The 26,178-nt window shown below is 61.4% G+C and carries 19 protein-coding genes; 3 read left to right on the plus strand and 16 right to left on the minus strand.

Going from position 1 to position 26,178, the window contains the following annotated elements; all coding sequences use genetic code 11:
- Nucleotides 1-110: 110 nt before the first annotated feature.
- The 8 genes from FQ192_RS08875 to FQ192_RS08910 all read right to left on the minus strand — a co-directional run bounded on the left by FQ192_RS08875 (nucleotide 111) and on the right by FQ192_RS08910 (nucleotide 6,860).
- The gene (locus FQ192_RS08875) at nucleotides 111-368 is read right to left on the minus strand and encodes a hypothetical protein (RefSeq protein WP_149658268.1); all 258 of its coding nucleotides are present in this window, start codon (nucleotides 366-368) and stop codon (nucleotides 111-113) included.
- Nucleotides 365-577 (minus strand): hypothetical protein, encoded by a 213-nt coding sequence (locus FQ192_RS08880; protein WP_149658269.1) that lies wholly within the window; start codon nucleotides 575-577, stop codon nucleotides 365-367. The genes FQ192_RS08875 and FQ192_RS08880 overlap by 4 nt, the downstream gene beginning before the upstream one ends.
- Nucleotides 578-829: 252 nt before the next feature.
- Nucleotides 830-1,009 carry a hypothetical protein gene (locus FQ192_RS08885; RefSeq protein ID WP_054047590.1) on the minus strand — a complete coding sequence of 60 codons (180 nt, stop codon included), beginning with the start codon at nucleotides 1,007-1,009 and terminating at the stop codon, nucleotides 830-832.
- Between the two features lie 156 nt (nucleotides 1,010-1,165).
- Complete coding sequence (locus FQ192_RS08890; RefSeq protein WP_149658270.1) at nucleotides 1,166-2,341, minus strand: lactonase family protein; 1,176 nt, start codon at nucleotides 2,339-2,341, stop codon at nucleotides 1,166-1,168.
- Nucleotides 2,328-2,627, minus strand: coding sequence for a DUF5629 family protein (locus FQ192_RS08895; RefSeq protein WP_149658271.1), 300 nt, complete (start codon nucleotides 2,625-2,627; stop codon nucleotides 2,328-2,330). Before FQ192_RS08895 ends, FQ192_RS08890 begins: the two co-directional genes overlap by 14 nt.
- 208 nt (nucleotides 2,628-2,835) lie before the next feature.
- Nucleotides 2,836-4,416, minus strand: a complete 1,581-nt coding sequence (locus FQ192_RS08900; protein WP_149658272.1) for an aldehyde dehydrogenase (NADP(+)) — start codon at nucleotides 4,414-4,416, stop codon at nucleotides 2,836-2,838.
- Between the two features lie 10 nt (nucleotides 4,417-4,426).
- Nucleotides 4,427-5,419: an AraD1 family protein gene (araD1, locus tag FQ192_RS08905; RefSeq protein WP_149658273.1), complete on the minus strand. Its 993-nt coding sequence runs from the start codon at nucleotides 5,417-5,419 to the stop codon at nucleotides 4,427-4,429.
- 130 nt (nucleotides 5,420-5,549) lie between these two features.
- Nucleotides 5,550-6,860, minus strand: a complete 1,311-nt coding sequence (locus FQ192_RS08910; protein ID WP_149658274.1) for an MFS transporter — start codon at nucleotides 6,858-6,860, stop codon at nucleotides 5,550-5,552.
- Nucleotides 6,861-7,054: 194 nt separating this feature from the next.
- On the opposite strand from FQ192_RS08910, the gene FQ192_RS08915 reads away from it, so the two are divergent.
- The 3 genes from FQ192_RS08915 to FQ192_RS08925 all read left to right on the plus strand — a co-directional run bounded on the left by FQ192_RS08915 (nucleotide 7,055) and on the right by FQ192_RS08925 (nucleotide 14,503).
- Entirely contained in the window at nucleotides 7,055-8,791 is a 1,737-nt protein-coding gene (locus tag FQ192_RS08915; protein WP_149658275.1) for an IlvD/Edd family dehydratase, read from the plus strand.
- A 176-nt stretch (nucleotides 8,792-8,967) separates the two neighbouring features.
- Complete coding sequence (locus tag FQ192_RS08920; RefSeq protein ID WP_149658276.1) at nucleotides 8,968-9,696, plus strand: FadR/GntR family transcriptional regulator; 729 nt, start codon at nucleotides 8,968-8,970, stop codon at nucleotides 9,694-9,696.
- A 97-nt stretch (nucleotides 9,697-9,793) separates the two neighbouring features.
- A complete protein-coding gene (locus tag FQ192_RS08925; RefSeq protein WP_149658277.1) occupies nucleotides 9,794-14,503 on the plus strand; it encodes a dermonecrotic toxin domain-containing protein in 4,710 nt (1,569 codons plus the stop codon).
- Nucleotides 14,504-14,569: 66 nt separating this feature from the next.
- Here FQ192_RS08925 and FQ192_RS08930 read toward each other — a convergent pair whose 3' ends face one another.
- From FQ192_RS08930 to FQ192_RS08970, 8 genes are all read right to left on the minus strand, one after another.
- Entirely contained in the window at nucleotides 14,570-16,945 is a 2,376-nt protein-coding gene (locus tag FQ192_RS08930; protein ID WP_149658278.1) for an RND family transporter, read from the minus strand.
- 39 nt (nucleotides 16,946-16,984) lie between these two features.
- Nucleotides 16,985-18,037, minus strand: coding sequence for a YCF48-related protein (locus FQ192_RS08935; protein WP_149658279.1), 1,053 nt, complete (start codon nucleotides 18,035-18,037; stop codon nucleotides 16,985-16,987).
- 1,525 nt (nucleotides 18,038-19,562) lie between these two features.
- Complete coding sequence (pepN, locus tag FQ192_RS08945) at nucleotides 19,563-22,220, minus strand: aminopeptidase N (RefSeq protein ID WP_149658281.1); 2,658 nt, start codon at nucleotides 22,218-22,220, stop codon at nucleotides 19,563-19,565.
- Between the two features lie 10 nt (nucleotides 22,221-22,230).
- Nucleotides 22,231-23,061, minus strand: coding sequence for a DUF2797 domain-containing protein (locus FQ192_RS08950; RefSeq protein ID WP_149658282.1), 831 nt, complete (start codon nucleotides 23,059-23,061; stop codon nucleotides 22,231-22,233).
- The gene (locus tag FQ192_RS08955; RefSeq protein ID WP_054047564.1) at nucleotides 23,058-23,318 is read right to left on the minus strand and encodes a YeaC family protein; all 261 of its coding nucleotides are present in this window, start codon (nucleotides 23,316-23,318) and stop codon (nucleotides 23,058-23,060) included. The genes FQ192_RS08950 and FQ192_RS08955 overlap by 4 nt, the downstream gene beginning before the upstream one ends.
- Nucleotides 23,319-23,351: 33 nt before the next feature.
- Nucleotides 23,352-24,221 carry a rhomboid family intramembrane serine protease gene (locus tag FQ192_RS08960; protein ID WP_149658283.1) on the minus strand — a complete coding sequence of 290 codons (870 nt, stop codon included), beginning with the start codon at nucleotides 24,219-24,221 and terminating at the stop codon, nucleotides 23,352-23,354.
- Nucleotides 24,218-25,192: a metallophosphoesterase gene (locus tag FQ192_RS08965; protein ID WP_372242335.1), complete on the minus strand. Its 975-nt coding sequence runs from the start codon at nucleotides 25,190-25,192 to the stop codon at nucleotides 24,218-24,220. Before FQ192_RS08965 ends, FQ192_RS08960 begins: the two co-directional genes overlap by 4 nt.
- Entirely contained in the window at nucleotides 25,189-26,079 is an 891-nt protein-coding gene (locus tag FQ192_RS08970; RefSeq protein ID WP_010459816.1) for an NAD(+) kinase, read from the minus strand. Before FQ192_RS08970 ends, FQ192_RS08965 begins: the two co-directional genes overlap by 4 nt.
- Nucleotides 26,080-26,178 lie beyond the last annotated feature (99 nt).

The following is a 26,178-nucleotide window of genomic DNA, read 5'->3' on the forward strand; positions in this document are numbered from 1 at the left end:
AGCAGTCGTAAACCAGACGATTCGGAGTATCTGCAGGAAAAAAGGGGCCGCTTCGCGCCCCAACGGGGGCAAGCCCCCTCGCCACATTGGATCTTCAGCGTGGCGCATTCTCAGGTCAGAACGGAACACATCCCCAACGCCGAGCAATCCACCTGGAACGGCCCAAGAAATCCGGCCCGTTCCTTCAACGGTGGATTCCCCACCAACAAGCCCAACGCCGTGGCCGTCTGAATGTTGTGCGCAATGCTGTGGTTGCATTCGATAGACCGCGCCACGGACCCTGCCGAGCCCTGCCCGATCCCCAACAAAGAAGAGCCATTGGTCATGACGGCCAGGAAGGCGATGACCCCGAGTCTGCTGCCTTTCATGCGCCGACAGCCTCCACGATAGCTTCATGATCAACCAGCGCATTTTGCGTACGGTGTTCGAACTGGATACCGGGATAGGCGACCTCGATCGGTGCTTGACGGTGATGTTGCGACTGAGCCGTAACGCTCACCACGAGCACGATGGCCACGTAAAGACCGATGGCCAGGTAGGCGCCGCGTTTGACAGAAGTGAGGATTGCGCTGGCCATGGTGTTCTCCGTGGGCATGTTTCAGTGCCCACAGGATCGATCAAAAAAACCGGTGCAACCACTCAGGGTTTTCCATAGTGACCATCAGCCTGGTTGATCATAAAAGCCGTCTATGTCAGCGCTGAATAAAACCTATGACCCGGAGAAACACACACGCGTAGGCGCTGCCGAAGGCGGCGATCTTTTGATTTTGAAAGTCAAAAGATCGCAGTCTTCGGCAGCGTCTACGGGGAGCAGCGGAGTTCGTGGATTTCAGGCTTGGGTTTTGTGGTCCAGGGCGGCGTAGAAGTTGGCGCTTTGTTGCAGGTATTTCTGGGTGTAACTCTGGGTGTGGGATTTTTTGCTGTTGATTTCAACGTTGGCACTGGCTGGCAGGGCAACGGTGGCGGAGATAGCGGATGCGGCGATGATGGAGAAGATATTGAAGTTCATGGCGGTGTTCCTCGGAGTCAGTTGGCTTGCTTGCCTGGTTAGGCCGTGAAGCAAACTTACTCTCCGAGGGTCCGCGCCTTGAAATGCTTTGTAGCATTAGCCGATATCAGTCTCATTAATAGAAGGTTGCAGGCCCCATCAACCGGGGCCTGCGGCCTATTGACGCACCAGGAACTTGAGGTCGCTCGGGGCATCCATCGGCAATTTCTGCACGGTTTTGCCCAGCAGGCCGGTCTTGGCGTCGCGCTCGACGACGACAATCTCGTTGCTTTTCTGGTTGGCGATCAACAGGAACTTGCCACTCGGGTCGAGGCTGAATTCGCGCGGGTGATCGCCTTCGACGGAACGGCGTTGCAGTTCCTTGAGCTGACCGGTGGCCGGGTCGATGGCGAACACCAGCACCTGATTGGCCGTGCCACGGTTGCTGACGTAGAGAAACTTGCCATCCTTGGACGCGTGCAACGCCGCGCCGGCCTTGTCGGACGTCGGTTGCCCCGCTGCCAGATCGACCATCTGGGTTTGCTTGAGCGTGCCGTCCTGGTAATCGAACACCGCGACTTGCGCACTCATTTCCATGCTCAGCCAGGCATGTTTGCCATCGGCGCTGAACAACAGATGACGCGGCCCGCTGCCCGGCGGCAACGACACAGACGCCGGGGTCGCGGGGGTCAATGGCAGTTCGGGATTGGCCTTGGGATTGAAGCGGTAGACAAAAATCTTGTCCGCCCCCAGGTCATTGGAGAACACGTACTTGCCGTCCGGCGAGGAGATCGTCGAATGCACATGCGCCGACGCCTGCCGCTCGGGATTGACCCGGCTCGACGGGTGGCTGCTCAGTTGCACCACTGACTTGAGCTTGCCGTCAGCGCCCACTGGCAACACCGCGAGGGTGCCGCCCGGGTCTTCGACGACCGAGTAATTGCTGACGAACAAGTGGCTGGCATCGCCGCTGAGGCTCGAGTGGGTCGGCTCGTTGCCCAGGCTCTGGACCTGATTGATCAGCTTCAGCTCAAAGGTCTTGGGGTTGATCGCATAGCTGCTGACCTTGCCGACCGGATCAGCCTGGCCCGGACCGTTTTCGTTGACCACGAACAGGTGCTGCTGATCTTTGGAAATCGTCAGCCAGGACGGGTTTTCGCTCTTGACCACTTGCAGCGGCTTGGTGGCAATCTGCCCGGTGGCGCTGTCGAAGTTCAGGCGATAAATGCCCTGGCTCTGGCCAGCCGTGTAGGAACCGACCAGCAGTTGATAATCATCGACGGTGGCCGCCTGCACGCCCATGGCGCCGACGCTGCCGGCCATCAACAGTGGCCAGAAATTACGCATCTTCATGCTCTTCTTCCTCGTCGTCATGCCCGCCAATGGCAGCCATGCACACCAGCCGGTGCTCGCCGGAATCCCCGGTGATGAGCCAGCTTTGCAGGGTTGGATCGAAAGTCGCTGCCAGGATCTGCGCCATGCTGAACTCCCAATGTTTCAGTGCTCGACCGTCCATGCATTCGATGTTCAGACTGTCGTCTTCTTCAGCGAGGTAAAAATCGGAGGCGTGCAAGCCATCGATTTCCAGCATGTCGCTGGTTTCGAGGGCGTTGAGCAAGGTGTCGGTTACGGCAGTCATGGCAATCAATCATTCAAGTGGAAAGGCGCAATGATAGCTCATCACACCGCCCTCACCTTGTGATCGTTCCCACGCACAGTTTCAGATCGTTCCCACGCTCTGCGTGGGAATGCCTCATCGGACGCTCTGCGTTCGGCTCTGGTGGGAACGCGGAGCGTCCCGGGCTGCATTCCCACGCGGAGCGTGGGAACGATCGGTTGCAGGGGAGTTAGAGCGCGTCGCGGGACGGCTTGCCGTCCACCAGGCGCTGAATGCGCAGCGGGTTGCCGTTCTTCAAGGGCTCCGGCAGCAAGCTGTCGGGGTAGTTCTGGAAGCACACCGGGCGCAGGAAACGGTCGATGGCCAGGGTGCCCACCGAGGTGCCGCGGGCATCGGACGTTGCCGGATACGGGCCGCCATGAACCATCGAATCACAGACTTCCACGCCAGTCGGATAACCGTTGAGCAGGATCCGCCCGACTTTCTGCTCCAGCAACGCCGTCAGCTCGCCGAACTGTTCGAAGTCCGCCGACTCGCCAATGATCGTCGCCGTCAGTTGCCCATGCAGGCCATTCAACGCCGCGCTGAGCTGTGCCTGATCCGCCACTTCGACGAACACCGTGGTCGGGCCGAACACTTCCTCCTGCAACACTTCATCGCCTTCGATCAGCAGACTCACATCGGCTTTGAACAGCTGCGGCTGGGCTTGATTGCCTTGCTGCGCGCTGCCGGCCAAATGCTCGATGCCAGGATGCGCGAGCAGTTTTTGCAGGCCCTTGCCATAGCTGGCCAACGTTCCGGCATTGAGCATGGTTTGCGCTGGCTGATCAGCGATCAACGCGGCGACCTGCTGCACGAAAGCACTGAACTGCGGCGAACGAATACCGATCACCAACCCCGGATTGGTACAGAACTGACCACAGCCCTGCACCACCGAGGCCGTCAGGTCACGGGCGACGGTTTGAGCGCGAGCCGCCAGGGCCTGCGGCAAGACGATCACCGGGTTGATGCTCGACATCTCGGCGAACACCGGGATCGGCTGCGGCCGTGCAGCGGCCATGTCGCACAACGCGCGACCGCCCTTGAGCGAACCGGTAAAGCCCACGGCCTGAATCGCCGGGTGCTTGACCAGCGCTTCGCCGACCCCGCCGCCAAAGATCATGTTGAACACACCGGCCGGCATCGCGGTTTTTTCCGCCGCGCGGATGATCGCGTCGGCGACAAGTTCAGCGGTCGCCATATGGCCGCTGTGAGCCTTGAACACCACCGGACAACCGGCGGCCAATGCCGAAGCGGTATCGCCGCCCGCCGTGGAGAACGCCAGCGGAAAGTTGCTCGCGCCGAACACCGCCACCGGACCGAGGCCGATGCGGTATTGACGCAAATCGGGGCGTGGCAACGGTTGGCGTTCAGGCAAAGCCTGATCGATGCGCGCGCCATAGAAATCGCCGCGACGCAGGACCTTGGCGAACAAACGCATCTGGCCGCTGGTGCGACCGCGCTCGCCCTGGATGCGGCCGGCCGGTAAGGCGGTTTCGCGGCAGACCACGGCGACGAAGTCATCGCCGAGGGCATCGAGTTCATCAGCGATGGTGTCGAGAAACTGCGCACGGCGCTCGGCACTCAGGCTGCGGTAAGCCGGGTAAGCGGACGCAGCAGCCTGGGCGGCAGCGTCGACTTCTTCTGGAGTGGCCTGATAAAAATCATGGGGCAGCGCCTCGCCAGTGCTGGCGTCGACGCTCTGCAGTTTGACCGCGCCGGCCGCGCTGCGCTGGCCGCCGATGTAGTTGTGACCAAGAATCTGGGTCATGCAATTCTCCTTAAAGGGTGCCGACAGTGCCGGGTTCGAACGCCGATTCAGCCGGTGCAATGCCGTTAATCAACGGCGCGCCGAATTCAGCCTGGCTGATTTCAAACACGTCACCCGGTTGGGTGCGGATGCCGTCGGCGAAGGACAGGGTCGCGGTGCCGAAGAAGTGAATGTGCACATCCCCCGGGCGCAGGAACTGGCTGTACTTGAAATGGTGGTATTCGAGATTCGCCAGGCTGTGGCACATGTTGGCCTCGCCGCTGAGGAACTCGTTTTGCCATAACACTTCGCCGTCACGCAGGATGCGACTGGTACCTGCCAAGTGTTGGGGTAGTTCACCGACACGAAGTTCCGGGCCATAGCTGCAACTGCGCAATTTCGAGTGCGCGAGGTAAAGGTAATTCTTGCGCTCCATTACGTGGTCGGAGAACTCATTACCCACCGCATAACCGAGGCGATAGGGCTTGCCGTCATTGCCTATTACGTAGAGGCCGCTGAGTTCCGGCTCTTCCCCGGCGTCTTCGGCGAACGGCGGCAGTGGGAACGGCTGGCCCGGTCGCACGACAATGCTGCCGTCGCCCTTGTAGAACCATTCCGGTTGCACACCCGCCTGACCGACGGCGGGTTTACCGCCCTCCACGCCCCACTTGAAGATGTGCATGGTGTCGGTCATCGCCGCTTCGTCGCCGACCTGCTGATGCATTTTGTCCCGGGCCGAGGCGCTGCCCAGGTGGGTCAGGCCGGTGCCGCTGACCAGCATGTGCGCCGGGTCCGGGTGATCCAGGGGTGGCAGGATGCGCAGGTCGGTCAGCAGTTGCGCGTAATCGTGACTGATGCCCAGGCCGAGGGCCTCGACTTGCTGTTGCAGGCCGATCCCCGCCTCGATTGCCGCCAGTGCCAGGTCACGCACCGTGCGCGCTTCCTGGACTTCCCGGACCACGTCGTCCTCGACCACGCCGATGCGGCGTTCGCCGTTAACCAATTCGAACTGAACTAAACGCATGATTTTCTCCTGTGACACAAAACGATCGTTGTAGGCGCAAAGCTTGCTCGCGATGGCGGATTAACATTCAACCTCTGCGTGGGCTGACACACCGCCGTCGCGAGCAAGCTTTGCTCCTACAGGTTTGGGGTCAGGTGCGGGCGCTGGCAGCGAACTGATCCGTGGGCAACACGTGTTTGCGCTCCAGCAAGCGATAGACCACACCGGTCAGCACCAACCCGAACACCATCACCCCGGACAGGAAATACAGCCCGGACGCGAGGTTGCCGGTGTATTCCTTTAACGCACCAATCACGAACGGCCCGATATAGCCGCCGAGGTTGCCCACCGAGTTGATCAAGGCAATCCCCGCCGCCGCACTGGCCCCGGCAAAGAACCGCCCCGGCAAGGTCCAGAACACCGCCGTGCAGGAAAACAGCGCGAACGCCACCAGGCACAACGCCGCCAATTGCGCCACCGGCAACGTCAGCCAGGCGCTAAGGAACAGGCCGATGGCGCCCAACACGTAGAGCACCGCCAAGTGGCCGTAGCGATCATTCAAGCGGTCGGAACTGCGCGGGATGATCAGCAAACCGATGATCCCGAAGATGTACGGCACCGATGACACGAAACCGGTCACCAGATCGGTGCCGCCGAACTGTTTGATCAGCGTCGGCAACCACAGGCCCAGGCCATAGATGCTCAACGTCACTGGCAGATAGAACAGCGCCAGCAGCAGGACCCGTTTGTCCTTCAGTGCATGCAGCGGATTGCCGTGGCGGGTCTGGCCATATTCTTCGAGGTCTTTTTTCAGCTCGCCGGTCAGCCAGTCCTTCTCGGCCTGGTCCATCCATTTCACTTGTTGCGGACCGTCCGGCAACCAGCGCAGCACCGGCCAGGTCAGCAGGATCGCCGGGGTGCCGATGACGATGAACAACCATTGCCAGCCATGCAGGCCGAGGGTGCCGTCCATGCCGAGCAAACCGCCGGACACCGGGCCGGTGATCATCATCGCAATGGGTTGGGACAGGATGAACAACCCGAGGATCTTGCCGCGATGGCGCACCGGGAACCATTGGGTGATGTAGTACAGAACGCCCGGAAAGAACCCGGCTTCGGCAGCACCGAGCAGGAAGCGCATCACATAGAAGCTGTGCGGGCCCTGGACGAACGCCATACCGATGGTGATCGCGCCCCAGGTGATCATGATCCGCGCAAACCAGCGCCGGGCGCCGAAGCGTTCGAGCATCAGGTTGCTGGGGATTTCCAGCAGGAAGTAGCCGATGAAGAACAGCCCGGCGCCGAGGCCGTAGGCCGCATCACCAATGCCGATATCGGCGCCCATGTGCAGCTTGGCAAAGCCGACGGCGGAGCGATCCACATAGGCGATCAGGTACAGCAGGATCAGGAAGGGAATCAGTTTCAGCGTGATGCGACGAATAAGCCGCAGTTCCTGGCTCATGGAATCGGTCTCCGATTGTTGTTGTTATAGAACCTCGGGGGACGCCTCTCACGGAAAACCGCCAGGGCCAATCCCTCCATCGAAAACGACTATATAGTAATACTAATTAACCAACAACGCTTCCAAAGCGTCGATTTTGCGCTTATGTTACTCATCAGATAGAACAATATAGTCATACAATAAGAGAATCGATCATGTCTGATAAGAAACCCACCCTGCGCTCCGCCCAATGGTTTGGCACCGCCGACAAGAACGGCTTCATGTACCGCAGCTGGATGAAGAATCAGGGCATCGCCGACCATCAGTTCCACGGCAAGCCGATCATCGGCATCTGCAACACCTGGTCGGAACTGACCCCGTGCAACGCGCACTTCCGGCAGATTGCCGAGCACGTCAAACGCGGAGTGATCGAGGCGGGCGGCTGGCCGGTGGAATTCCCGGTGTTCTCCAACGGCGAATCGAACCTGCGCCCCACCGCCATGTTCACCCGCAACCTGACGAGCATGGACGTTGAAGAAGCGATTCGCGGCAACCCGATCGATGGCGTGGTGCTGCTGACCGGTTGCGACAAAACCACCCCGGCACTGCTGATGGGCGCGGCCAGTTGCGACGTGCCGGCCATCGTTGTCACCGGCGGGCCGATGCTCAATGGCAAGCACAAGGGCCAGGACATTGGTTCGGGCACCGTGGTCTGGCAGCTCAGCGAACAAGTGAAAGCCGGCACCATCACCCTCGACGATTTCCTCGCGGCCGAGGGCGGCATGTCCCGCTCGGCCGGCACCTGCAACACCATGGGCACCGCCTCGACCATGGCTTGCATGGCCGAAGCACTGGGCACTTCCCTGCCCCACAACGCGGCGATTCCGGCGGTGGATTCGCGCCGTTATGTGTTGGCGCATATGTCCGGCATGCGTGCGGTGGAGATGGTGCGCGAAGATCTGCGGCTGTCGAAAATCCTGACGAAAGAAGCCTTTGAAAATGCGATTCGGGTCAACGCCGCCATCGGCGGTTCGACCAACGCGGTGATCCACTTGAAAGCCATCGCCGGGCGCATCGGCGTTGAGCTGGAGCTCGACGACTGGACCCGCATGGGGCGCGGCATGCCAACCATCGTCGACCTGCAACCGTCCGGGCGTTTCCTGATGGAAGAGTTCTACTACGCCGGGGGGTTGCCCGCCGTGCTGCGTCGTCTGGGCGAAGCCAACCTGATCCCGCACCCGAACGCCTTGACCGTCAATGGCAAGACCCTCGGCGAGAACACCAAGGACGCACCGATCTACGGCCAGGACGAAGTGATCCGCACCCTCGACAACCCGATCCGCGCCGACGGCGGCATCTGCGTCCTGCGCGGCAACCTCGCGCCACTCGGCGCGGTATTGAAACCCTCCGCCGCCAGTGCCGAACTGATGCAGCATCGCGGCCGCGCCGTGGTGTTCGAGAACTTCGACATGTACAAGGCGCGGATCAACGATCCGGAACTGGACGTGGATGCGAACTCGATCCTGGTCATGAAAAACTGCGGACCGAAGGGTTATCCGGGCATGGCGGAAGTCGGCAACATGGGCTTGCCGGCCAAGCTGCTGGCCCAGGGTGTGACCGACATGGTGCGGATTTCCGATGCGCGCATGAGCGGCACGGCGTATGGCACCGTCGTGTTGCACGTCGCGCCGGAAGCCGCGGCCGGCGGGCCGTTGGCGGTGGTGCAGGAAGGTGACTTCATTGAGCTGGATTGCGCCAGCGGGCGTTTGCACCTGGACATTCCGGATGCGGAACTGGCGGCGCGGATGGCGGATTTGCGGCCGCCGGAGAATTTGATCGTCGGCGGTTATCGTCAGCTGTACATCGACCATGTGCTACAGGCGGATCAGGGTTGCGATTTTGACTTCCTGGTTGGTTGCCGCGGCTCCGAAGTCCCGCGCCACTCCCACTAATCCCCCTCCCCCTGATCGTTCCCACGCTCTGCGTGGGAATGCAGCCCGGGATGCTCCGCGTCCCATTGGAACGCGGAGCGTCCCTTGAGGCATTCCCGCGCAGAGCGTGGGAACGATCTCTGCGCGCCTGCTATCATGCGCAACACCCCCACTCGCCCAGGATCGCGCCGTTCCCCATGGATTACCGCAAACCTTCCGACCGCAAAAGCATGCACTCGCGCATCGTCCAGGAACTGGGCATGCAGATCGTCTCCGGACGCTTCAAGCCCGACGACAAGCTGCCCGCCGAAGCCCTGTTGTGCGAAGAGTACGCGGTCAGCCGGCCGGTATTGCGCGAAGCCACCCGGGTGCTGGTCGCCAAGGGCCTGGTGTATTCCCGCCCGCGAGTCGGCACGGTGGTCAAGGCGCGCAAGGAATGGCACATGCTCGACCCGGACGTGCTGCACTGGCTGATGCAAAGCAGCCCGCAGAATGAGTTCTTCGGCTTGTTGACCAGCGTGCGCAGCATTATCGAACCGGCCGCCGCCGCCCTCGCCGCGCAGTACGCCACCGACGCCGACATCGCCTCCATCGGCGAAGCCTATCAACGCATGGAAGCCGCACCGACCCCGGAAGCCCTGCTGCAACCGGACCTGGATTTCCACAGCCGCATCGCAGATGCGACCCACAACGACCTGCTGGCCAACCTGTGCAACATGCTCTCGGTGGCGATTGCCGAGGCGTTGAAGCATTCCAACCAGCGGCCGAACCTGCATGAACTGGCGCTGCCACGGCACAAGGCGATCCTCACCGCCATCGAGAATCGCGATGCCCTCGGCGCGCGGCACGCCACCCTCGTGCAGCTCGACGATGCGCGCAGTGCGTTGAATGTGGTGCTGGGCAGCGATTCAACCAACAACCACTAACCCCGCGCGGATCAAAAAATGTGCGGTAACGGGATACCGCACAGCCCACTCTCCCAGGCGTTATGGTCCAGGCATCCACTGTGCAAAGGACTGCATCATGCCAACCGCTTCATCCCCGACCGGGTACACCGACGTCATTGCGCACGCCATCAACGCCCGGTTCAACACCCGCCCCACCCTGCGTTCGGTCACCGCCAGCCGGCTCAAGGATGACGTGCTGGAACACTACCCGGCGCTGGACTTCGATCCGTACCGCACCCAGATAGCCCAAGCGTTGCCCGAAGGTGGCTGGCGCTTCACCTTGCTGCTTGATCAGGTGCTCGCCTACCTGGCCAGCGGCACGCCGCCGCAGTTGAGGGAACAGTTTGGGCGCCGGTGCTTCCTGACCAATAACGCCCCCGTGCCCCTGACATTCGACAACACGACGCCACGCGAGCCTGACCTGCAGGTCATCACCGACGTCATCCGTGGGTTACCGGGGAGTGTGTCCGTGGCGTTTCAGGAAGCCCTGGCCCTCTACTGGAATGAAGGGGCCGACGCAGGTGGCAGCCGCTGGCAGTGGCTGGGGGACTTGCTGGGCGGCGTGCTGAAAACCTCGGCCGTGCGTCAGTCCGCCAGCCACCCGCTGCACGTCGAGATTCTCAGTGAACTCGGGCGCCATCCCGATCACCAGCAGCGCCTTGAAGCACCCTGGGCAAAGGGCGTTATCCAGGCCTGCGTGCTGGAAACGACGCTGACCATCGGCGCGCAATCCTTCAGCGTGCAGAGTCCGGACATCCTGGTGATCTGCGGCGAAACGGTGCTGCTCTGTAGCGTCAGCGGCACCGTCGAATCCTTCCCTTCACTGGACACTTTTGGCCAGGCGTGGGGCGCGCGGTTTGAGCAGGCCTACATGGCCGACTCGATCACCTGGAAACGCTTCGAGCCGCACGGCAATATTTTCGACACCCAGGCCGCCCTGCTGCTGAACCAGCAACTGGACAACCTTGCCGCGCTCAAATTGCCTGCCGGCCAGCGCCTGGACGTACTGGAAAAACGCTACGAGGCAATCACCGATGTGGCGGCGTTGTTCATCGGCCATCAGCCTTCCAATCCGGCGACTCTACCGCGCCTCAAAGACACCCTTCCCGACTGGCTGCAACGCGCCGACGCGACCCATCGCATGGCTTACCGCAAACACGTGCTGGCGCTGGCGAGCATCAAGCAGCAAACCGCTGGCCGCACGTTCCTCGATGGCATCGACGACCTGCACGCCTTCGCCAAAAAGGCGCTGCGCAAGCAGATGCTCGCGGACCAGCCACTGGCCCCCGGTTATGACCCCGACCAACTGGAACTGACCTTCCACGTCCCCGTCGGCGACCTCGGCAGCGGCTACCTTGAACCGATCAAAATGACCCTGACCGAACTGGCGATCAAGAACCTGGCCAGCAAACCCAAAGGCCGGATGACCCTTCGCCACACCACCGGTCAATTGATCCAGGACTGGACCACCGACGCCTATCTGCTGGACCTGGTTAGCCGGGTGAACGTCGGTCAACACTATCCGGAACTGATCCGCATCGAGCTGCTCGCCGACACCACCCAGGCGCGTGAGCGTGGGCGTCTGTTTGGCCTGGAATTGTCCGTGCACTTGCCGCTGCTCGCGCTCGAACAGGCGATCAAGGCCGAGCACGGCTTCACCCGCCAAGGCTATCGTTGTGTCGCCGCGCTGATGCACTCGACACGCGCAGAACGCTTCGTCGATGAACAGGAGATGGTCATCCGCCCACTGGCGTTCCAGCGCAAAACCGGCGCTGACTGCGATGTGGCCAGCAATATGTTCATCATCGAACCCCGGGATGTGCAGGCCGATGGCCCGCGCATTCTCTACCGCCCGATGTACGTGCCCGCGCTGCAGCAATACCCCGACCGCCAGGCCCTGTTGAACGCCATTGCCCAGCCGGGGCCGTTGCAAAGCAGCGTGCTCACCTGGTTGCCGGATCGCGCGCAACCGATCTACGCCAACAACGGCTTCCACGAACCGCACATCGTTCATCTGCATCTGGGTGACGAGTACAGCCCGCCGAGCCAGCCCGCCCCCGCGCTCCTGGCAGGCGACGAAGCGGCGACCGACTGGCTCGCGGCGCTGGAAAAAGGCCAGTTGCTGGCCCGGCTGTTCGACAGCAATGCCCGGACGCTGGTCGAACTGGCGGACCGCCAATCGGTGTCCAACCTCGAAAGTTGCTGGGCGATCATCCTCGAAGGCAGCTGGCTGGTGTTCAACAACCTGGTGCTGCCGCTGCTGCGCGGCCCCGCCATGCTGATGGGCTGGATGCTGCAATTGACCCACAGCCTGCTCCAGGACCTGCCCGCCCTGGACAGTCAGGACGTCACAGCCCGGGAACAGGCCTGGGTCGATGTGCTGCTCAACCTGGGCCTGGTCCTGCTGCATGTGGCGCAGATCCCGGGCGCCATTGACGGGCAACAGGTCAAGGCGCCGACGCTCAGCCTCGAACCGTTGCGCAGGCCCCGGCCGCACCTCCACACCCCGGCCGACATGGCCGTGACCCAGGCCCCGCCGGGGCTGCCTGCCGAACCACCGGGCAGTGGCCATACCCTGCTGGATTTCAACCTGTCGACGGCCCGCGACTCGACCTCGGCACGCCTGTTCGCGAAACTGCACGCGGTGCGAGTGCCCTGGCCAGCCTCACTGCCGCAACCGGCCGCCATCGGCCCTTTTCAGGGCCTGTACCGGATCGACGGCCACTGGCACGCCACCCTCGCCGGACTGCTGTTCCGGGTGCAGATCGTGCCCGGCCTCGGCGAAGTGTTTATCGTGCATCCCGAACACCCCGACCACCCGGGCATCAAGCTCAAGACCGACGGACACGGCAAATGGTCGCTGGATCAGGGCCTGAAACTGGTGGGTGGCGGCCCGAAGAAGCGCATTGCCGCGATGCGGGAAGAGCGGCAACAACGCATCGCGGAACTGGACCTGCAAGATGATGAATTCCAGGAGCAGCAGGAGCGCATTCAAAAACGCGTCGACATTGCGGAAAACGTGATGGTGCTCAAAGACAAGGCCAGTTCCAGCACCGAACCGGATCGCGCACTGTTCCGGCAGCGTTTCGTGGTTGAACTGGACAAGCAGACCGAGACGTACGTGACGTTGATTGCCGGGATGAAGGAAAAGAGCGCATTGACCGACACCCCGGTGGATCACCAACGGCTCGCTGTCCTGCTGGAGAACATCATTAATAATGTTCGCAAACGGCTCGTCATCGCCGATGTGGAACGTTCCTCGCTCATGGTTCGTTACGCCGAATACCAAAGTGGCATGGAGCATCTCTTTGATGCGATGCAAATCGAAGGCGATGTGGCGGTGACCAATCGGTACATGGAGTTCCTGCGCCAGACCAGCGACGTCAACGAGGTCATGATCCAGTGTTTCGAGGAGATCGACGCACGCCTGCAACAACTCAGGGAAATCCCGTTGCTGGGCCCCCGGGCCATCAAACGCTTGACCAGCGACAGACCCGAGCGCGAACTGACGACCCTGCGGCTCAAGTCCTACCAATTGGTGATCTTGAAGATCCTCAGCGTCAAATCGCTGGGAACAGACGCCCTGCATACCCTGGAATCAGTCATCGATCCGTTATTGCTGTTGTCCCGAACCCATGCAGAGCTACAGACCGGCCACGTCTACGAAAGCAACGATCGCCTCGTGATGCTGGACAACCTGGCCACCCGGTACAACAAGGCCCAGGACGCGTTGGGCAGTATCGGGATTTTCTTCGCCGATGAGCTGCAAATGCCTGTGTTCAATCGCCTGCGGGTAATCATTGATCAGTTGCAGACGGATGCCGAGCAGCGGCTGGCGCAAGAACTTCAGCGCAGCGAACAGGTGCAACCCTGGGCGCCATTGCCTGGGGCCTCGAAGCAGGCTGGTGCGAGCAAGAAACTACCCAAGTCCCCGCCCGCAACCGGAGCCCGGAAGAAGGTCATCAAGACCTCCAAAGGTACGTTTATCGGCGACATTCGCCCACGGATCGCCGAACAGGGCGGTGACATCGTCGACATCAACGGGCCGATGGAAGACAAGCCCCTGGCCTCGTTCCATGAACACGCACCCGATGTCTGGGTGGAAATCGTCGAAGCCAGGCCCCCCGCGCCCAAAGCCGCGACAACCCCTTACCCATTGCTCAAGGGCGAAGCGCGTAAAGCGTTGGCCAAGGTGGATGGGCAGGTGCAGAAGATCGAGGGCTATGTACAACGCGCCAGTTCGCCCAAGGAAATCGAGGAACAATTGCAGCGTGAAGCACGCAAGCTCACCCGCTACGCCGACGACCTGGAGCAACACCCCAGCCCCCCGCCGGCCAATGAACGGGACAACGCCCTGATCACCGGTTTGCGGGACAAGGCTGTGGCGCTGGAACACACCGCCACCCAGTTGCGCATCCGCATGACCCTGGAACAGGCGCCGACCAATGAGGGCGTGCAGTACCTGCTGCAACACAATCGACTGTCCGTCAGCCCCGTCGGCCGTCGGGTGCAATTGAAGACCGGGCGCCGGGACTTCATGCAGGACTACGTGCTGCTCAACGCTGACAATGAGCCCTGGTGGTACGCCCATTTCCACTATGCGCAAATGGCGGATGCAAAAGCCGACTACACAACGGCGCACCTCAAGACCCGAGAGCAACACTTCGAGACCTACGAGTCGGCCCAGGCCAAGGCGCAGGACTCGAAACAACAGATCGAGATCTACCGCGCCGCGATCAGCAAAGCGCTGGCCGAGCAGTATTTCCTGCCGTTGGAACCCCGCTGAGTGCCGAGCAAGCACCCATAAAAAAGCCGCAACCCGGGGTTGCGGCTTTTGTGGTACTGCCAGGTGTCAGTGAGCGAACAGCGAATTGCCCTTCTGCCCCGCCAGTTTCTCCGGTTTGATCAGGAACCGCGCCAGCGCTGGCAGCAGCCACAGTGCGCCGAACATGTTCCACAGCAGCATGAAGGTCAGCATCAGGCCCATGTCGGCCTGGAACTTGATCGCCGAGAAGATCCAGGTGCACACCCCAATGGCCAGGCACAGACCGGTGAACAGCACGGCTTTACCGGTGGACTTCAGCGTCTGGTAATACGCCTCTTGCAACGGCAAACCGGCACGCAGGAAGCTTTCCAGTCGGCTGTAGATGTAGATGCCGTAGTCCACGCCAATCCCCACGCCCAGCGCCACCACCGGCAGGGTCGCGACTTTCACGCCGATGCCCATGAATGCCATTAGCGCGTTGCCAAGCACCGAGGTCAGCACCAGTGGCAGCACGATGCACAGGGTCGCCGCCCAGGAACGGAAGGTGATCATGCACATGGTCGCGACGCAGATGTACACCAGGATCAGAATCGTCAGCTCCGATTCCTTGATCACTTCGTTAGTCGCCGCTTCAATCCCGGCGTTACCGGCGGCGAGGATGAATTCCAGGCCGTCCTTGTTGTTGTCCTTGGCAAAGTCCTGCACCGCATGCACCGCACGGTCGAGAGTCGCGGCCTTGTGATCGTTGAGGAACACCAGCACCGGCGCCAGGGAACAGCTGTTGTTGTACAGGCCATCAGCCCGGGCGATGGAGTTGTTCAGCACGTCCGGGTTGCGCGACAGGGTTTCCCATTTCAGGTTGCCCTCGTTCATGCCCTTGATCATTTGCTTGGACACGGTCACCAACGAGATCGCCGACTGCACGCCCTCGGTGTTCTGCATCTTCCACATCAGCTCATCGATCGGCGCCATGGCTTCATAGCGCGAGCAGCCTTCGGGCTTGGTCTTGACCATCACCACCAACACGTCGGAACTGGTGGAGTAGTTGCTGATGATGAAGTTGTTGTCCTTGTTGTAGCGCGAGTCCGGGCGCAATTCCGGCGCGCCCTGGTCGAGGTCGCCGATTTTCAGGTTCTGGCTGTACCAGAGGCCGCCGCCAAAGGCGATCAGGGCCAGAGCGATGGAGATCGGTGCAACTTTCGGGCTGGCGAAGTTCGACAGCAGGCGCCAGAACGGGTGTTCGCGGTGTGCGTCTTTCTTGCTGCGCTCGACCGCTCGCTTGCTGATGCCGACGTAGGAAATCGCCACCGGCAGCAGGATCAGGTTGGTGAACACGATCACCGCCACGCCGATGGACGCGCCGATGGCCAGTTCGCGAATCACGCCGATGTCGATAATCAGCAGCGTGATGAAGCCCACCGCATCCGCGAGAATCGCGATCATCCCCGGCAGGAACAGTTGACGGAAGGTGCGTCGGGCGGCGGTCAGGGCGTTGTCCGCCTCGCTGGACTGCAAGGCGATGCCGTTGATTTTCTGCACGCCGTGGGAAATGCCGATGGCGAAGATCAGGAACGGCACCAGCATCGAATACGGATCGAGCCCGAAGCCGAAGAAGTGCATCAGACCGAGTTGCCAGACCACCGCCACCAGCGTCGTACTCAACACCGCCACGGTGCTGCGCATGCAGTTGGTGAACCAGTACAGCAGGATCAGGGTGATGACGAAGGCAATGCCGAAGAACATCACCACCATGACCAGCCCATCGATCAGATCGCCGACTTTCTTGGCGAAACCGACGATGTGGATCTGCACGTTGGGGTTCTGTTTTTCAAACTTGTCGCGAATCTTGTCTTCCAGCTCGTGGGAGAACTTGCGGTAGTCCAGGGCCAGCAACTTGCCTTGGTCCTGCGGGTCCGGGTAGGACTCCAGCAGCGGGATGTCGACGATGCTCGACTTGAAATCGTTGGACACCAGGCGCCCGACCTGGCCGGACTTGAGCACGTTGTTGCGCAGCAGGTCGAGGCTTTGCTGGGAGCCGTTGTAGCTCTGCGGAATCACTTCACCACCGGCGAAGCCCTCCTCCGTCACCTCGGTCCAGCGTACGCTCGGGCTCCACAGCGACTTGAGACCGGAGCGGTCGACGCCGGAGATGTAAAACACCTCGTCGTTGATTTGGCGCAGGGTCTCCATGTAATCCTTGGAGAAGATGTCGCCGTCGGTGGCTTCCACCGAGATCCGCACGGTGTTGCCCAGGTTCGCCAGATCGTTGCGGTGCTCCATCATCTTTTGAATGAAGGGGTGTTCCAGCGGGATCATCTTTTCGAAACTGGTGGACGGCCGGATCAGCGTCGCTTGCCAGAACAGGAAAATGCTCACCAGCAGGCAGATGACGATCACTGCCGGGCGATTGTTGAAAATCAGGCGTTCGAGAAACGTCGCCTTGTCTTGGTGATGACTTGTCATGGATGTCATAGCTCCGCCCTTCTTATTATGTGGCCCGGCTTATTTGCCCAGCTCGGCGCCGGTTGGCGAAGTGGCGCGAACGCCGCCCTGTCCTGCCAGAATCAGATTGCCGTTACCTGCCGCCGTCACCGCTGACACGGAAATCCGGTCCGGGCGGTTGAACACGGTGAAGGTTTCGCCGTTGTCGCTGCTGCTGATCACCGAACCGCCGTTGCCGACAATGACGATGGAGCCGTCATCCAGCAGCGTAGCGCCGGACAGGCCGAACTCCAGGCTGCCGCGCGCGGCTTGGAGCTCAACCTGCTCCCAGGTGCTGCCGAAATCCGTGGAGCGGTAGAGATTGCCGCGCAGCCCGTAGGCCAGCAGCGTGTTGGGCTGGGCGGTGCCGATCACGCCGAACAGCGAACCTTCATACGGGCCTTCGAGCTTTTCCCAGGTCTGGCCCCAATCGGCGGAGCGGAACATGCTGCCCTGCTCGCCGACGATGAACAGCCCGGCATCCTTGACCGCCGCGATGGCGTTGAGGTGGAACTGGTCTTCGTTGTCGAGGCGGTCGCTGGCGTCTTCCCAGTTTTTGCCGCCGTCGGTGGTTTCCAGCAAGGCGCCATACGCACCCACGGCAAAGCCGCTGTTGACGTCCTTGAACCAGACGTCGAGCAGCGGCGATTCGCGTTTGAGGTCTTCGAATTGTTTGGTCCAGGTGACGCCGCCGTCTTCGCTGGCGAGGATCTGCGCGTCATGCCCGACGGCCCAGCCGTGTTTGTCGTCGACAAAGAATACGGCGGTGAGCAGTTGCCGGGTCGGCACCTTGGCTTGGGTCCAGGTCGAACCCTGGTCATCGGAATACAGAATGTGCCCACGATCCCCGACCGCCACCAGGCGCTTGCCGGCGTGGACCACATCGAGCATCAGGCTTTTCGCGGCTTTGGCGGATTCAACGGAATACGCCGTATCGGCGGCCGGCGCGTCGGCGGCCAGCACCGGTGCCGATAGCGCGGCACAGCCCAACAGCGAGAGCGCTGTAGCCAGCAACGCGAATTTGCGTAACGCCGGCGGGCGGCAGATACCCACACCCATGACAGGCTCACTCATAGACCTTCCCCCATTATTATTGTTAGGTCGTTCAACCTTTCAGGGCGCCGTAAGGGTGCTCTGGGTGATTGGCTGGTTGGAGCATAGTCCTGAAACCTGCAATCTAGAGCCCCTTCGGAAGCTGGCTTATCCTATCGGGCTTTGGAAAGGTCTGACAATCGACGCCACGTTATGTTTTGTTAACCTGAGGGGGTATGGGGTGTTGGTGAATGGTTGGGTATTAGGTGGGGTGATTTGGGTTTGCTGCTTTGGGGTTTCGGGTTTCGGGTTTCGGGTTTGGTGTACATATCCGTTTCTTCGGTTGCGGCGGATTTTGGTTCCGCTCTTACAGCGGGTCACTTTCGAAAAGCGCGAAAGTAACCAAAGCGCTTTTGCCCCTTTCGTTCGGTGCCTCGCCTGGGCTCGGCATGCCCTCGCTCCGGTCCTGCTCCGTGGGCCCGCCGCCATCGGCCATCCATGGCCGGGGGCGGCTAACCCGGCATCCATGCCGGGTTGCCCACTGCGCAGAACCTCCACTCGGCCTCTCGAGGGGGCGTGCATCGCTCGGCGAGGCGGCCTACCGGCCGGCCTGGCTCGGGGATTGTGCGCGTACGCCAGTTACTGATCGTTCCCACGCTCCGCGTGGGAATGCATCCCGTGACGCTCCGCGTCACCACTGCGCAGGACTCAAGCCTCGCGTCGACAGCGAAACGCAGAGCGTCCCCGGCGGCATTCCCACGCAGAGCGTGGGAGAGATCACAGGCGGCCTACCGGCCGGCCTGGTTCGGGGATTGTGCGCGTACGCCAGTTACTGATCGTTCCCACGCTCCGCGTAGGAATGCATCCCGTGACGCTCCGCGTCACCACTGCGCAGGACTCAAGTCTTGTGTCGACAGCGGAACGCAGAGCGTCCCCGGCGGCATTCCCACGCAGAGCGTGGGAGAGATCACAGGCGGCCTACCGGCCGGCCTGGTTCGGGGATTGTGCGCGTACGCCAGTTACTGATCGTTCCCACGCTCCGCGTGGGAATGCATCCCGTGACGCTCCGCGTCACCACTGCGCAGGACTCAAGCCTTACGTCGACAGCGGGACGCAGAGCGTCCCCGGCGGCATTCCCACGCGGAGCGTGGGAACGATCACAGAAACACATCCCTGTAGGAGCGAGGCTTGCCCGCGAAGCTTTTGATCTTGTTTTGGCTTTTGATCTTGATCTGCCCCGTCGGAAGGCCGAACGCAGGTTCTGCGCAGTGGGCACCGCGGCAGGGATGCCGCGGTAGCCACCCCCGGCCATGGATGGCCGATGGCGGCGGGCCCACGGAGCAGGACCGGAGTGAGGGCACGCCGAGCCGCAGCGAGGCACCGTACGTCAGGGGTGAAAGCGTTTGGTTACTTTGCGCTTTTCAAAGTAACCCGCTGTAAGAACGGAACCATAAGCGGCCGTTACCGCAGCAATGGATATGTACACCATAAAAAAATCCCGGTAGGGAATGAGGCCGCCTTCGCGGGCAAGCCTCGCACCTACAGGGATTCGGGTGGACCGCCAGTCTCAAGCCAGGCTTTTGCTAACCACCTCAAACACATCGCTGGACAGCTGCCCCGAAGCGCGAATCCGCTCCAGTTCCCCTTTCATCAACGCCTGACGAGCATCGTCATATTTGCGCCACCGAGTCAGAGGCGCCAACTGCCGGGAAGCGATCTGCGGGTTGAACCCGTTCAACTCGATCACCAGATCCGCCAGGAAGCGATACCCGCTGCCATCCGCCGCATGGAAGTTGATCAGGTTCTGCCCGGCAAATGCGCCGGCCAACGCCCGCACCTTGTTCGGGTTCTTCATATTGAACGCCGGATGCTCCATCAACGCCTTCACCCGCGCCAGACCGCCCGGCAAGGTGCTGCCGGCCTGGACGCTGAACCACTGATCCATGACCAGCGGATTGTCCTTGAAGTGCTCGGCAAAACTGGCCAGGGCCGTGGCTTTCTCGTCTTCGAACGACGAATTGACCAACACCGCCAACGCGGTCAAGCGCTCGGTCATGTTGTCGGCGGTTTCGAACTGTTCCAGCGTCGCCGCCAACACTTCCGGCTTGCCGCTGAGCATCAGGTACGACAGCGCGATGTTCTGCAAGGCGCGACGAGCGAAGTGCTCGGCCTCGGCCACGTACGGGGTTTTCTTCGACAGGTCGCGGTTGGCCTGGTAACGCAGCCACAGCGCTTCGAACAAACCCTGCGCCAATTGATTGCGGGCAAATTCCCGGGCGATGTGAATGGCGTCAACGTCAGCCACTTCAGTGATTTCAGTCAGGTACGCTTCACCCGGCAGCGACAGCATTTCCGCGACCATCGCCTGATCCAGCGTCTCATCGGACAGCACGGTACGCAGGGCCGAGATCAAACGCTGATCCAGCACCAGCGCTTCACCCTTCTGCTGCTGGGCAATCAACTCTTGCAGCACCTGCACCGACAATTGCTGACCGGCATCCCAGCGGTTGAAGCCATCACTGTCGTGCTGCATCAGGAACATCAGTTGATCGCGGTTGTACGGGAAGCTCAATTTCACGGGTGCCGAAAAACCGCGCAGCAGCGAAGGCAACGGTTGTTCAGCGATGTCGAGGAAGGTGAAGGTCTGCTCAGCCTCAGTCACCGAGATGACCCGCGAAGTCCCCTGCGCCGACGCTTCGCCCGACAAACGCAGCGCAATTGCCGCGCCCTTGGAATCCAGCAGGCCCAGTTCCACCGGGATCACGAACGGCAGTTTTTCAACCTTGTCCGGGGTGGCCGGGCAGCTCTGGCGGAAGGTCAGGCTGTAGGTTTTCGCCGCGGCATCGTAAGACTCGCTCACCGCCAAGCGCGGGGTACCGGCCTGGCTGTACCAGCGTTTGAACTGGGTCAGGTCAACGTCATTGGCGTCTTCCATGGCTTTGATGAAGTCGTCACAGGTCACGGCCTGGCCGTCGTGGCGGTCGAAGTACAGGTCGCTGCCCTTACGGAAGCCTTTGGCGCCGAGCAAGGTGTGGATCATGCCGACCACTTCCGAGCCCTTTTCGTACACGGTCAGGGTGTAGAAGTTGGAAATCTCGATAAAGCTGTCCGGGCGCACGGCGTGAGCCATCGGGCCCGCGTCTTCGGCGAACTGGTGGGTGCGCAGGTAGGCGACGTCCTGGATGCGCTTGACCGTGGCCGAGTTCATGTCGGCGGAGAAGCCGGAATCGCGGAATACGGTGAAGCCTTCCTTGAGCGACAACTGGAACCAGTCGCGGCAGGTCACGCGGTTGCCCGACCAGTTGTGGAAGTATTCGTGGGCGACAATCGCTTCAACGCGCTGGTGCGCGGCGTCGGTGGCGGTTTCGGCCCGGGCCAGCACGGCGCTGGAGTTGAAGATGTTGAGGCCCTTGTTCTCCATGGCGCCCATGTTGAAGTCGTTGACCGCCACGATCATGAAGATGTCCAGATCGTACTCGCGACCGTAGACCTCTTCGTCCCAGCGCATCGACTTCTTCAGGCTGTTCATGGCGTGCTGGCACTTGTCGATGTTTTCCGGTTCGACGTAGATGCGCAGCGCCACGGAGCGCTCGGTCATGGTGATGAACGTGTCTTCGACGCACCACAAGTCACCGGCCACCAAGGCAAACAGGTACGCCGGCTTCATGAACGGGTCTTCCCAGGTCGCCCAGTGCCGGCCGTCTTCGCCAGGGCCGCTGGCAACCGGGTTGCCGTTGGACAGCAGCACCGGATAGCTATGCTGCTCGGCGACCACGGTGGTGGTGAACTTGCTCATCACGTCCGGGCGGTCGAGGTAATAGGTGATCTTGCGAAAGCCTTCGGCCTCGCACTGGGTGCAGAACATGCCGCTGGATTTGTACAAGCCTTCCAGGGCGGTGTTGGTTTCAGGGTGGATGCGCACGCTGGTGTCGACCGTGAAGCGTTCGCTCTTGGGGTGCAGGGTCAGGTGGTTCTCGGTCAACACGTAGTCGGCAGCGGTCAGTTCGATGTCGGCCAGGTTCACCGACAACAACTCCAGTTGCTGGCCATCGAGCACCAGCGGCGGCAGGCCCGGGCCACGCTCGGGATTGCGGCGCACCACCAGTTGCGCATGGACCAGGCTGTGGTCCTCGAACAACTCGAAGGTCAGGTGCGTCTCGTCGATCAGGTATTCAGGCGCCTGATAGTCCTTCAGGTAGATCATCTTCGGTTGTTCGGTGCGCATGCTGGAGTCCTTAACTATGCACGGCGAGCTGATAAGCCGTGTATTTACGAATATTGATCACGCCGGTGTCGAAAATCAGGTATTGGCCCTTGATCCCCAGCAGCGTGCCTTCGGCAATCGGGTTCTTGTCCAGGTTGAAGCTGACGATTTTGTCCGGGTATTGCTCGATCGGATAGCGGATTTCGAGGACGTCGACATCAGCAATAGTCTGGATCGCCTGTAGGCCGAATCGTTCCTGCAAACCTTGCAAACCTTCCGCGCAGCTATCGAACAGTTGATCGCGAACCGCGGCCAGGTCCACCGACACCGCGTCGCCCTTGAGTAAAGCACGCCAATTGGTCTTGTCTGCCACTTGGCTGCGCAACAGGTCTTCGACGAAACCCGACTGCTGACGGGTCGAGACACGCATGATCGGCAGCGCCTGGCGGGCGCCCTGGTCGATCCAGCGGGTCGGCATCTGGTTGGCGCGGGTAATCCCGACTTTCACCCCCGACGAGTTGGACAGGTAGACGATGTGATCGGTCATGCAGAACGTCTGGCCCCACTCCGGTTCACGGCAGGTGCCGGCGTCGAAGTGGCAGCGCTCCGGGCTCATGATGCAGATGTCGCACTGGGCCAGTTTGGTCATGCACGGGTAGCAATAACCCTGGCTGAAACTGGTTTTGGTCTTGCGTCCGCAATGGGAGCAGAAAATCGCCCCCAGGTATTCCAGGCGCACCGTGCTGCCGATCAAGGGATTGACCGGCACCTCGGTGTCGCCCAGACGAAAAGCGTACTGCACGTTCGGCCCGTCCAGGCGCGCCGACATTTTGCTGATTGCACCGCGGCCAATCTCGATCAATGGATGGCATCCGACTTGAACAGGATATTCGGCACGCTGATCGACTTGGAGCTGCACTCCTGCGGGCCCATGTAGCCGGTCCGCTGTTCTTCGGGCAGGTTCTGGATTTCCCAGGCGATCATCGCCTGCAGGGACAGCTCGCGCTGCTCGGCAGTGAGTTTGCCACCGTCGGACCATTTGCCGATTTCCACCGCCAGTTTCAGGCTCTGGTAGATGTCGGGGGTGATGTTTTTGATCATTTCGTTAAAAGAGGACATCAGGGTCTCCGTGCTCTTTATTCAGTAACTGTTTTAGACGGCGAGTTTACGGCGGTTGTACAAACCACCCAACAAACCGGTGAAGCATCCGATGAGCAACCCGCCGACGTGGGCCGCGTTGGCAATTTCGCCGAAACCGATCATCGAGATCAGCCCGGACATGCACAGCACCAGCCAGACCAGCATCATCACCAATACGCCGCGTGGCAGGCGATAGGCCGGGTTCGGCGACAGCAACTGGAAGATCCAGCAATGCCCGAGCAGGCCGTAGAGCACACCGGACAAGCCGCCAAACAAGGTCGCGCCGCTGAACCAATACTGGGCGTAGTTGGACACCAGGCTGAACAGCAAGGTCAGGCCAATCAGGTTGATGCTGCCCTGGCGTGCCTCGATGCGCCGCCCCAGTTCCCAGTACCACATGCCGTTCATGGCCAGGTGCAGGAAGCCGAAGTGGATCAGCATCGGCGTCACCAGACGCCACCACTGCCCCGCCGCCAGACCTTCGTCCAGGGGCGTGAATTCGATGTAGTCGCCGATCACGCGGAAATCGAGGAAGGTGAACCAGTGCATGGTGTTGAGGTTTTCCCCCAACACCGTCACCGCGCCGACGATCAGGCACAGCAACAGAATGCCGGCGGTGGCCTTGCTGTAGCGCAATTGTTCGACGAAACCGGGACGGCGCGGGGGCTGCGCCACCGGGATGTCCAGTTGCTGGTCGGGATCACCCGCCGGAAAACGCTCGTACAGCGAACGCACGTCCTCGCTGATGTTGGCCGGCACCCACAGCACCTGCTCGCCCGCCTCTTCGCTGACGCGATGGGGCACCTGCATGCGTTGCAGCAATTTGACGAAACCACTCAAGTCCACCGCCAACGGCAGACGCAATACCGCAACCGCACTCATTGCAAGGCCTCCGGCCGTTCGACATCGACCCAGACAAATTTATGCGGGTCGAGACGGGTTTCCTGATCCAGGCGATAGGCCACCAGTTTGCCGTACAGCACCGCACTGTAGTCGAGGCAGGCCAGGTTCGGCCGGATCGGCGTCGGCTTGCCGCTGCGCCAGTAGTGGCCAACAAACAACAACGGTTCATCGACGCCATAGCGCAGCAAGGTATTTTTCTCGATGGACGACAACGGCGTGCGCGCCACTGGCTCGGGCAAAGCGTCGGGCTGGAACACAATGTCGCCGTAGGTTTGCGGGTCGTCTTCCCAGAATTTGGTGCGGAAAAACGAGCGGGTCAGGCCGTCGCCGCTGGTCATGGTCTGGCCATCGGGCAGGCGCATGTCGGTGCCGCGCAGCAGGCGATCGAACACGGTGCAAGCAAAGCTGCCGGGCACGGCCGAGGCCTGGAGAAAGTGTTCATCGACGCAACCGTCGGGGAACAGCGCACGCAACGGCTCGATCAGGCCCGAATCCCAGCAGGCGTGCACCACGCGGAAACGTCCGGCATCGACGAACAATGGCAGCTCGTAGAACCATTGCTGGAAGTCATGCCAGTCGCCCGGATGATCTTCAAACTGGGTCAGGGTTTCCCCCAGCAGCCGGGCGTGCCGCGGCGTGTGTTCGCGCACGAACTGCTTGCCGCTGCCGGGCGGTGCCGGGGTGCTCCAGCCGAGGGCGTTGAATTCATGGTTGCCCATGATGCACAGGGCCTGGCCGGCCTCGACCATGTCGTGGACGATGTGCAGCGCCTCGCGAATCCGCGGGCCGCGGTCGATGATGTCACCGACGAACACCGCCATACGCGACGGATGCCGCCAGACGCCAGCGTGTTTGTGGTAACCGAGCCGGTCGAGCAAGTGCTCAAGGGTCAGAGCGCAACCGTGCACGTCACCGATCAGGTCGTAGCTACGCGCGGGATCGAGCATCAGTCGCCTCCACCACCCAACCGACTGCCCCAGCCGAGCTTGGTCCGGCACACTTCGTAGTAGTTGTGGTCGAGGGGGTGGATCAGCCGCAACTTCTGGGCTTTTTTGCTGATGGTGATGGTGTCGCCGGGCGCGCAGGTGAAATGGTTCTGCCCATCACAGGAGACTTGCGGGTAGATCTGCATATCCTTGGACACGACGATTTTCAGCTCACTGTTGCCATCGACCACAATTGGCCGGCCTGACAAGGTATGGGGGTACATCGGCACAATCACAATAGCGTCGAGCTTGGGATGCATGATCGGGCCGCCGGCAGAGAGCGCATACGCAGTCGAACCGGTCGGCGTGGCGACGATCAGGCCGTCGGCCTTCTGGCTGCAGACGAACTGGCCGTCGATGTACAGCTCGAATTCGATCATTCGTGTGGATTTGCCGGGGTGCAGCACCACGTCGTTCAGCGCATCGCCCTGGCCGATGGCCTCGGCGTGGCGGCGGACTTCGGCTTGCAGCAGGAAGCGGTTTTCCACCAGGTAGTGGCCGTCGAGCACTTCGGCGACTTTGACTTCCAGCTCATCGGGGCGGATATCGGTCAGGAACCCCAGGCTGCCCCGGTTGATGCCGAGCACCGGGATATTGTGCCGGGCCAGCGCGCGGGCAGCGCCGAGCAGGCTGCCGTCACCGCCGACCACAATCACCATGTCACAGACTTCGCCGAGCATCTTGCGCGACGAGGTTTGCAGGCCATGCCCCGGCAGGACTTCGGCGATGGTGTCTTCGAGGATCACGTGCAGGTGACGATCGAGCAGAAACCGTTTCAGTCGGCGGACGGTATCCAGCACCTGCGAACTGCCCAGGCGACCGATGATGCCGATATTACGAAATTGCTCCATGGGGCTCCTGCGAGGTTCTGCGTCGGGCTAAAGCGACGATTATGGGCGAAAGCGCGGGATAGACAAAATCCTTTAAGCCATGACGTAAGAGGCTATGCT

It is taken from the genome of Pseudomonas sp. ANT_J12, from assembly GCF_008370045.1.
GTDB lineage: Bacteria > Pseudomonadota > Gammaproteobacteria > Pseudomonadales > Pseudomonadaceae > Aquipseudomonas.

Coding starts and splice junctions, on each gene's coding strand:
- FQ192_RS08935 (WP_149658279.1), bottom strand. CDS start 18,037: ATGAGTGAGCCTGTCATGGGTGTGGGTATCTGCCGCCCGCCGGCGTTA.
- FQ192_RS08960 (WP_149658283.1), bottom strand. CDS start 24,221: ATGAGTGCGGTTGCGGTATTGCGTCTGCCGTTGGCGGTGGACTTGAGT.
- FQ192_RS08955 (WP_054047564.1), bottom strand. CDS start 23,318: ATGTCCTCTTTTAACGAAATGATCAAAAACATCACCCCCGACATCTAC.
- FQ192_RS08915 (WP_149658275.1), top strand. CDS start 7,055: ATGTCTGATAAGAAACCCACCCTGCGCTCCGCCCAATGGTTTGGCACC.
- FQ192_RS08875 (WP_149658268.1), bottom strand. CDS start 368: ATGAAAGGCAGCAGACTCGGGGTCATCGCCTTCCTGGCCGTCATGACC.
- FQ192_RS08885 (WP_054047590.1), bottom strand. CDS start 1,009: ATGAACTTCAATATCTTCTCCATCATCGCCGCATCCGCTATCTCCGCC.
- FQ192_RS08900 (WP_149658272.1), bottom strand. CDS start 4,416: ATGACCCAGATTCTTGGTCACAACTACATCGGCGGCCAGCGCAGCGCG.
- araD1 (WP_149658273.1), bottom strand. CDS start 5,419: ATGCGTTTAGTTCAGTTCGAATTGGTTAACGGCGAACGCCGCATCGGC.
- FQ192_RS08890 (WP_149658270.1), bottom strand. CDS start 2,341: ATGAAGATGCGTAATTTCTGGCCACTGTTGATGGCCGGCAGCGTCGGC.
- FQ192_RS08895 (WP_149658271.1), bottom strand. CDS start 2,627: ATGACTGCCGTAACCGACACCTTGCTCAACGCCCTCGAAACCAGCGAC.
- pepN (WP_149658281.1), bottom strand. CDS start 22,220: ATGCGCACCGAACAACCGAAGATGATCTACCTGAAGGACTATCAGGCG.
- FQ192_RS08920 (WP_149658276.1), top strand. CDS start 8,968: ATGGATTACCGCAAACCTTCCGACCGCAAAAGCATGCACTCGCGCATC.
- FQ192_RS08930 (WP_149658278.1), bottom strand. CDS start 16,945: ATGACAAGTCATCACCAAGACAAGGCGACGTTTCTCGAACGCCTGATT.
- FQ192_RS08970 (WP_010459816.1), bottom strand. CDS start 26,079: ATGGAGCAATTTCGTAATATCGGCATCATCGGTCGCCTGGGCAGTTCG.
- FQ192_RS08880 (WP_149658269.1), bottom strand. CDS start 577: ATGGCCAGCGCAATCCTCACTTCTGTCAAACGCGGCGCCTACCTGGCC.
- FQ192_RS08910 (WP_149658274.1), bottom strand. CDS start 6,860: ATGAGCCAGGAACTGCGGCTTATTCGTCGCATCACGCTGAAACTGATT.
- FQ192_RS08925 (WP_149658277.1), top strand. CDS start 9,794: ATGCCAACCGCTTCATCCCCGACCGGGTACACCGACGTCATTGCGCAC.